The organism is Leptolyngbya sp. FACHB-36, assembly GCF_014695955.1.
GTDB lineage: Bacteria > Cyanobacteriota > Cyanobacteriia > Leptolyngbyales > Leptolyngbyaceae > FACHB-36.
Genome location: NZ_JACJPG010000473.1, coordinates 1 through 7,123, shown reverse-complemented (window position 1 = coordinate 7,123; position 7,123 = coordinate 1). Strand labels below are relative to the sequence as shown.

Here is a 7,123-nt window from a genome sequence, read left to right as displayed (position 1 = left end):
CCTGTCATGGCGGCGTTTGGGTAGACGGCTTGCAGCGAAAACGTGCTCATACCAACGCTGCAACCCAAGTCTACGATGTCTTTTGGCGCGATCGGCAGCGTGGCTTGTAGAACTTCGTGATAGCTCTGCCGCAGGCGATCGTCTCCCTGAGCGCCTGCATCGTGCCAGATGCGGGCGTGCACTGCCTGAGCCGCTACTTCTACTTCCAGAGCGGGTTCCCAGCCTAAGTTTCCTTCAGCGTAGGCGTGAAACGATCGCAGGTAATAGTCTGGATACTCCAGTGTGGGCGTTTGTACCGCTGCCAAATCTGCATCCCAATTGCGGGATCTCAGCGTTTCTACTTCGTCGGTCCAGTAGACGCCGATCGACTCGGCGCGCTGAATCATCATCTGGCGCGCTCGGTGCTTTGCCAATTCTGCCAGCGGCTTGATCGACAGCACTCCATTGACGAGGCGGGAGGCAATACCGGGAGCAAAACGAGTCGCGGTCATACGTGCAGGCGTTGAGTGGACAGGCTTATTATCGCAGGTCTGCTGCGAGTTGTTTGGGCTTGAAATCAAGCTTTAACGCCCTGCCTCACCCATGACCATTAGCCACTTCAATCCCATCAGCCGTTCCTGACACGTCAATGCAGTTAACAACTACTCTGCCAATCACTTAGTCAGCATAGCGCTGCCCATCGCTGCAGATAATCTCTGCATCATAACCAAACAACTCTCGGCGGTCGGTGTGCATGGGCCTTGTTAGCCATCGTAGCCATCGGGGAGAACAGTTGTCTTTTAAGCCTGAATGCAACACATGTTGCATTTTATAGTTGCGCTTGTTACACTGCTTCGCAGATACGAGGTGCTGTCTTGGGTTGGATAGTCTTTACCTATTCCTTGCCATCCAAATCGTCTTCCGGTCCACGGGTTACCTTGTGGCGACGGTTACGGCGGATTGGCGCGATCGCGCTTAGCGGTGTTCAGGTTCTGCCCGATCGGGACGACTGCCTCGAATCATTTCAGTGGCTGGCTCGGGAGGTACGACAAGCAAATGGAGAGGCGCTGGTCATGCGCGTGGAGCAGTTTGAAGGCATGAGCCATCAAAGTATCGTCAACAAATTCCGTGAGGTTCGTCGAGAAGACTATACAGAACTGGAAACAAAGATAGCAGAGTTAGAAAAGGCTCTCGGGGTCGTGGATGAGATGAGCGATCGCGCACCTATCCAGGAAACCCTAGAAAAACTCTACAAACATCATGCCGAAATTCGACAAATCGATTTTTTTGACTGTCCTGAACAGAGAGAAGTCGCGGCTCGCCTCAAGCAACTAACTCAAGCTCTGTTGCCCCAAAGTCCGGTTGTAACTATTGCCCCGCAAGAGATTGAACATTATCGAAATGCTCAGTGGGTAACCAGACCTCAACCCCATGTCGATCGTTTAGCCTGTATCTGGCTTATTCGGCGATTTATTAATCCCAAAGCGGTGATTCACTATCGCAAAAAACCTGTTGCCCACGAAATTCCCTTTGATATGCACATAGGAGAATTTCAGCATCAGGGCAATCTGTGCACCTTCGAGGTCATGATAAAAGCATTTGATTTGGACGATGCAGACTTGCAAACGATCGGGGAGATCGTCCACGAAATTGATCTGCGTGATGGTCTGTACGTACATCCGCAAATTGCGGGCGTTGATGCCCTATTGCGCGGTTGGCTGCTGGCTGGCTTTGCTGATTCTGCCTTGGAAGCTCATGGCATCGCTTTATTTGAAGGACTGTATGTTGCATGTATGCAGGACGCTTCTAAAGCAACCGTTTAATCCACTGATTAATCCACTAATACTCAACCACCTCGTTCTACTTTATCAACATGACGATTCCTACAACTTTAGATGCAGATAAACCCTCCTATTCTCTGAAACAACTGATGCAATATTTCCTGAAACTGGGGACGCTCGGTTTTGGGGGACCGATCGCGCTGGTTGGCTATATGCATCGGGATCTGGTCGAAGAGCGCCAGTGGATTTCTGAAGCTGAATATCAAGAGGGATTAACCCTGGCTCAGGTGGCTCCGGGTCCGCTTGCGGCTCAATTGTCGTTTTATCTAGGCTATGTTCACTACAGCATTCTGGGGTCGGCTCTGGTTGGCGTTGCCTTCGTGTTGCCGTCCTTTTTGATGGTGGTGGCTCTGGGGTGGGCATACACCCTTTTCGGTGGTCTGAGTTGGATGCAGGCGGTGTTTTATGGAGTGGGAGCGGCGGTGATTGGCATCATTGCCATCAGCGCTTACAAGTTGACGCGCAAAACCGTTGGTACAGACTGGCTGTTGTGGGGCATTTATGTGGTCAATGCAGCGGCAACTGTCATCACTCAGTCAGAACGGGTAGAGCTTATTTTAGGTGCAGGATTTCTAGTCTGGTTACTGAAATCTCCACCTAGAAATTGGTTTAAAGGAAACCGGGTTAACAGCATCCTGGGACTCTCCCTCGCGCCTTTTCTAGCAACAGTTCCAACGGTTACACCTGGAATATTGGGGCAGATTTTTCTATTTTTTGCCACGGCGGGTTCATTTGTGTTTGGCAGTGGCTTAGCCATCATCCCATTTCTGTATGGTGGTGTGGTGAAAGACTTTCAATGGCTCGATGCTCAACAGTTTCTCGATGCGGTAGCCGTGGCGATGATTACACCAGGGCCGGTGGTGATTACAACAGGATTTATCGGCTTTCTGGTAGCAGGTTTTCCAGGGGCTTGTGTAGCCGCGATCGCCATGTTTATTCCCTGCTATCTACTAACGATTATTCCAGCTCCCTATTTTAAAAAGCATGGTAAAAATCCTGGAATCTCTGCATTCGTTAAAGGGGTAACCGTGGCTGCAACCGGAGCGATCGCGGGAGCGGTTGTGGTTTTAGGACAACAATCTCTCCGCGATCTCCCTACGAGCTTGATTGCCCTTGTCACTCTAGTGGCGTTAGGGAAGTTCGGGAAAAAGCTGTCAGAGCCGATCGTTGTGGTAATCGCAGCGATAATTGGGCTAGTGTTATATCCCTTTATGCACCCACAAGCATGAGTAGATTATTGCTGCTGTTCAAACAGATCAATGGCTAACGTTCCGGCTACAATATCAAACAAATATGCCTAACAATTTATTAGATGGATATACCCTGTGTATCTACTCCAATTCGAGTAGATATAAAGACGACTCACAGTCTATCTACCCGAAACGGCGAGATACGCTGCAAGTTGTCCGTATAGTAACCCTGATATAGACAGATATGCTGCTAGTTCCTGTATATTTTTTCAGTTGCTCACCGTGCTTAGCCATGATGGGGCAACCAGAAAAGTCAACGCTCCTACGAGGAGTTGCGAATCGATCGCTCCCTTCTTCCTAGTCAAATTAACAGAAGTTGTTACTGATTCTGAGTAAGCACCTGCTGAACCAGCTTGGCGGTCTGCGACGACTGCACCAAACTGTTCGCGCAGAGAATGCCCGACGCCGCGACTGCCGGAACGCCAATTCCCGGCATTGTGCTGTCGCCAACGCGATATAAACCTGCAATCGGAGTTTTCGGACCGGGAAACATGCCTTGCTTTGCGACGATCGCGGGTCCATACGTGCCCTGATGCCGTCGCAGGTAGTGCGCATGGGTCAGCGGTGTGCCAATCAGTTCCAGAACCACGCGCTGTCGCACATCGGAGATGATCCGCTCCAGAGCGCGGAACAGCGGCTCTGCACGATCGCGCTTGCGGGTATCGTAGGCGGTATCCCGGCTCCAGCCTTCGTAAGGTTCCAGCGTGTAGGCATGAACCACATGATGACCCGCTGGAGCCAAGCTAGAATCCCACACCGAGGGAATCGAAATCATACAGGTATTTCCTGGAGCGGTGAGGTCACTATCGTAGTCATGCACGACGACATGGTGTCCGGTCAGCGCGTCCAGTTCTTCAGCGCGAATGCCCAAGTGTAAATGCATAAAGCTGTCGATCGTCGGAGTCTGCAACGCCTGCTGGCGATACGACGACGGCAAATCCTCCGGCTTCAGCAAGTGGCAGTAAGTATCCCACACCGAAGCGTTAGAGATGACGGTGCTTGCCCTCAGCGTCTCGCCACTCCGCAAACGCACGCCAACCGCACGCCCTGACTCAAGCAAGATCTGCTCCACATGAGCACCTAACCGCACCTCGCCACCCCAGCGGCGCAATCCCCGCACCAGAGCTTCGACGATCGCGCCGCTGCCGCCAATGGGATAGTCCACCACCGAACGCGATCGCTCTCCTACCATAAACGCGATTTCGGGGGCGATCGTCCCCTCTGCCTTCAGTCCCGATAGCAGAAAGCACTCCAGGTCGATCAAGCGTCGCAGCCACGGGTCGCGCAAATCGCGCATCAGGTCTGCCACAGATCCTTGAATTGCGCCAAGCTGAGGCAGCAGTTTCAGCAGCGACGGCAGATGGCGACTCAGCAGCACCGGAATCAGAGCGACATCTGCCCGCAGCGTCAGCGTAGGAATTCCCTGCATCGCGGCATACAGCGACAGCAATCGCGGCTTTAGCCGATCGAACTCGATCGCGCCTTCAGGACTCAGTTCAGCAAGGGTGGCGCGGTAGCGGTCTAAGCTGCCATAGATTGGGATCGTGCGATCGGGAAAGTGGTAGTGTCCAAACGGGTCGTAGGGCACGGCGTCGATCGACTCGTCGAGGGCGTCTAGCACTTGCCGGAGAGGATTGAGTGAGGTGGGGTCGCTCAGTCCGCAGTAGAACGAGGGACCCGAATCGAAGTGGAAGCCGCGCCGAGAAAAGCTGTGGGCTGCACCTCCGGCGATCGTGTGGCTTTCGCATACCACAACAGACTTTCCGTACCGCGCCAGCAGTGCCCCTGCGACCAAGCCACCAATGCCGCTGCCAATCACCACAACGTCTACATCATTCATAGTGTGAACGGCTAATCTGCAAAGTACCTAAACCTGATTAAACGGAGCACCTACGCACAAACCGCTAGTAGCTAAACGCTAATTACAATTAGCCGTTAACCATCTAGATATTTGTGTCTCTCTACTTAAAATTACCAATCCAAAAACAAGCTTAAGGGATATGTCGTGCTCAAACGATCGCACCATACTAGACGAATAAGCGTCTGGAGAAATTGCATGAGTCAAGCAAAACAAGGTGATACCGTCAAAGTGCACTACACGGGCAAGTTGGATGACGGCACCGTGTTCGATTCGTCTACGAGCGGTGATCCGTTACAGTTCACGATCGGCGAAGGCATGATTATTCCTGGCTTTGAGCAAGCCGTGCTGGGTATGGCTCCAGGAGACTCCAAAACTGAGCTAATTCCCACCGACCAAGCGTACGGTCCCCATCAGGAAGAGATGGTGGTGGTGATCGATCGACAGCAGATGCCCGCAGAAATTGAGCCAGAAATTGGACAGCAGCTTCAGATTCAACAGCCCACAGGTCAAGTGATTCCAGTCATTATCACGGACGTCTCTGGCTCAGCCGTGACGCTCGATGCGAACCATCCGCTGGCAGGAGAAGATCTCACGTTTGATATTGAACTCGTTGAGATCGTTTAGCATTCTACCGAAGTCTGAGTTGCCACGCGGGGATGGCGATCGTGGTATGCCGGATGCCGCCTTATTTCGATCGTCATCCTGGCTGCTGAGACAGGCTTCAGATGGGTATGCCTGTGCCATGACTGCGGCGTACTAATTGGCTGCCGAAATTGCGTTTTGGGGTGAGTATAGCGGCTAAAACATACGCGCTGGAAGATCTCGGAGATCGATGACCTCGACGAGAAGAAAAGGCGCTTCTATAGAAGATCTGCTGACCAGCGAGGCATCGCCTATTCTGCTCCAACGCTCTGACGCATCCGGTATACTGGCAGTTCTAACGGTCTGTTCTAAGCATTGGCACAAGGAGAGTTTGCTGTGGCGGTTGCAGTTGAGGCATTGCTCACCCCTGAGATTCTGCGACCCGCCCGGTACTTGGGCAATGAGCGAGGATCTGTCCACAAGCCGTGGGACTCGGCGGCGGTGCGCTGGGTTCTGACGTACCCAGAAGTCTACGAAGTGGGTGCTTCCAATCTGGGTCACATCATTTTGTACAACATCTTGAACGTGCAACCCCGGCAGTTGTGCGATCGTGCCTATCTCCCCGCACCTGACCTGGACGCAAAGCTACGAGAGACGCAAACGCCACTGTTTGCCGTTGAGTCTCGCCGCCCATTGACCGATTTTGACATTCTAGGATTCAGTCTCAGCTATGAGCTTGGAGCCACCAACATTCTAGAAATGCTGGATCTGGCAGGCATTCCACTCACCTGGCGAGAGCGGCAGAATGGGAGCTATCCGCTAATTTTCGCAGGGGGACAAACGGCAACGTCTAACCCCGAACCCTATGCAGACTTCTTCGACTTCCTTGCCTTAGGCGATGGCGAGGAACTGCTGCCAGAAATTGGTCTTGTCTTAGAAGAGGGCAAAGCCGCAGGGCTAGATCGCATCGAGCTACTGCTGGATCTGGCACAGGTGCCCGGAGTGTATGTGCCCCAGTTTTACGACATGGCACCGGATGGCTCGGTGCACCCCAATCGCCCAGACGTGCCAACACGCATCGTGCGACGGGTTGCCACTCCCATGCCTGCCTACTCGATCGGACTGGTTCCCTACATCGAAACCGTGCACGATCGCCTCGCTGTTGAAATTCGACGCGGCTGCACGCGCGGCTGTCGCTTCTGCCAGCCAGGAATGCTGACTCGTCCAGCGCGAGATGTCGAGCCAGAAGCCGTTGTGTCAGCGATCGAGCAGGGAATGCGAGCAACAGGCTACAGTGAGTTCTCGCTGCTGTCCCTAAGCTGCTCGGACTATCTGGCGCTGCCTGCCGTGGGCATGGAAATCAAGAACCGCCTGCGGCACGAGAACATTACACTATCGTTGCCTAGCCAGCGGGTCGATCGCTTCGACGAAGATATTTCCAACATCCTGGGCGGAACGCGGCAATCCGGACTGACGTTTGCGCCAGAGGCAGGGACACAGCGCCTGCGGGACATCATCAACAAAGGGCTAACCAACGAGGAACTGCTTCGCGGTGTTAAAACTGCCTTCGAGCAAGGCTGGGACAAGATCAAGCTCTATTTTATGATTGG

The 7,123-nt window shown here is 53.2% G+C and carries 5 protein-coding genes and 1 pseudogene; 4 read left to right on the top strand and 2 right to left on the bottom strand.

Annotated elements, in window-relative coordinates; translation table 11 throughout:
* Positions 1–491 (bottom strand): annotated as a pseudogene (locus tag H6F43_RS13540) (SAM-dependent methyltransferase); the annotation flags it as partial.
* Between the two features lie 426 nt (positions 492–917).
* Between H6F43_RS13540 and H6F43_RS13535 the strand changes: the two are divergent.
* Together H6F43_RS13535 and H6F43_RS13530 are read left to right on the top strand one after the other, a co-directional pair.
* On the top strand, positions 918–1,802 hold the full coding sequence (locus tag H6F43_RS13535; RefSeq protein WP_206754564.1) for a chromate resistance protein ChrB domain-containing protein: 885 nt from the start codon (positions 918–920) through the stop codon (positions 1,800–1,802).
* Between the two features lie 107 nt (positions 1,803–1,909).
* Positions 1,910–3,049 carry a chromate transporter gene (locus H6F43_RS13530; RefSeq protein WP_242025587.1) on the top strand — a complete coding sequence of 380 codons (1,140 nt, stop codon included), beginning with the start codon at positions 1,910–1,912 and terminating at the stop codon, positions 3,047–3,049.
* Positions 3,050–3,389: 340 nt separating this feature from the next.
* Here H6F43_RS13530 and H6F43_RS13525 read toward each other — a convergent pair whose 3' ends face one another.
* The gene (locus H6F43_RS13525; RefSeq protein WP_190343264.1) at positions 3,390–4,910 is read right to left on the bottom strand and encodes an NAD(P)/FAD-dependent oxidoreductase; all 1,521 of its coding nucleotides are present in this window, start codon (positions 4,908–4,910) and stop codon (positions 3,390–3,392) included.
* Between the two features lie 216 nt (positions 4,911–5,126).
* On the opposite strand from H6F43_RS13525, the gene H6F43_RS13520 reads away from it, so the two are divergent.
* Together H6F43_RS13520 and H6F43_RS13515 are read left to right on the top strand one after the other, a co-directional pair.
* Positions 5,127–5,555: a peptidylprolyl isomerase gene (locus H6F43_RS13520; protein ID WP_190343263.1), complete on the top strand. Its 429-nt coding sequence runs from the start codon at positions 5,127–5,129 to the stop codon at positions 5,553–5,555.
* Positions 5,556–5,909: 354 nt separating this feature from the next.
* Positions 5,910–7,123: radical SAM protein (locus tag H6F43_RS13515; protein WP_190343262.1), on the top strand; the 1,214-nt coding region annotated here is incomplete at its 3' end.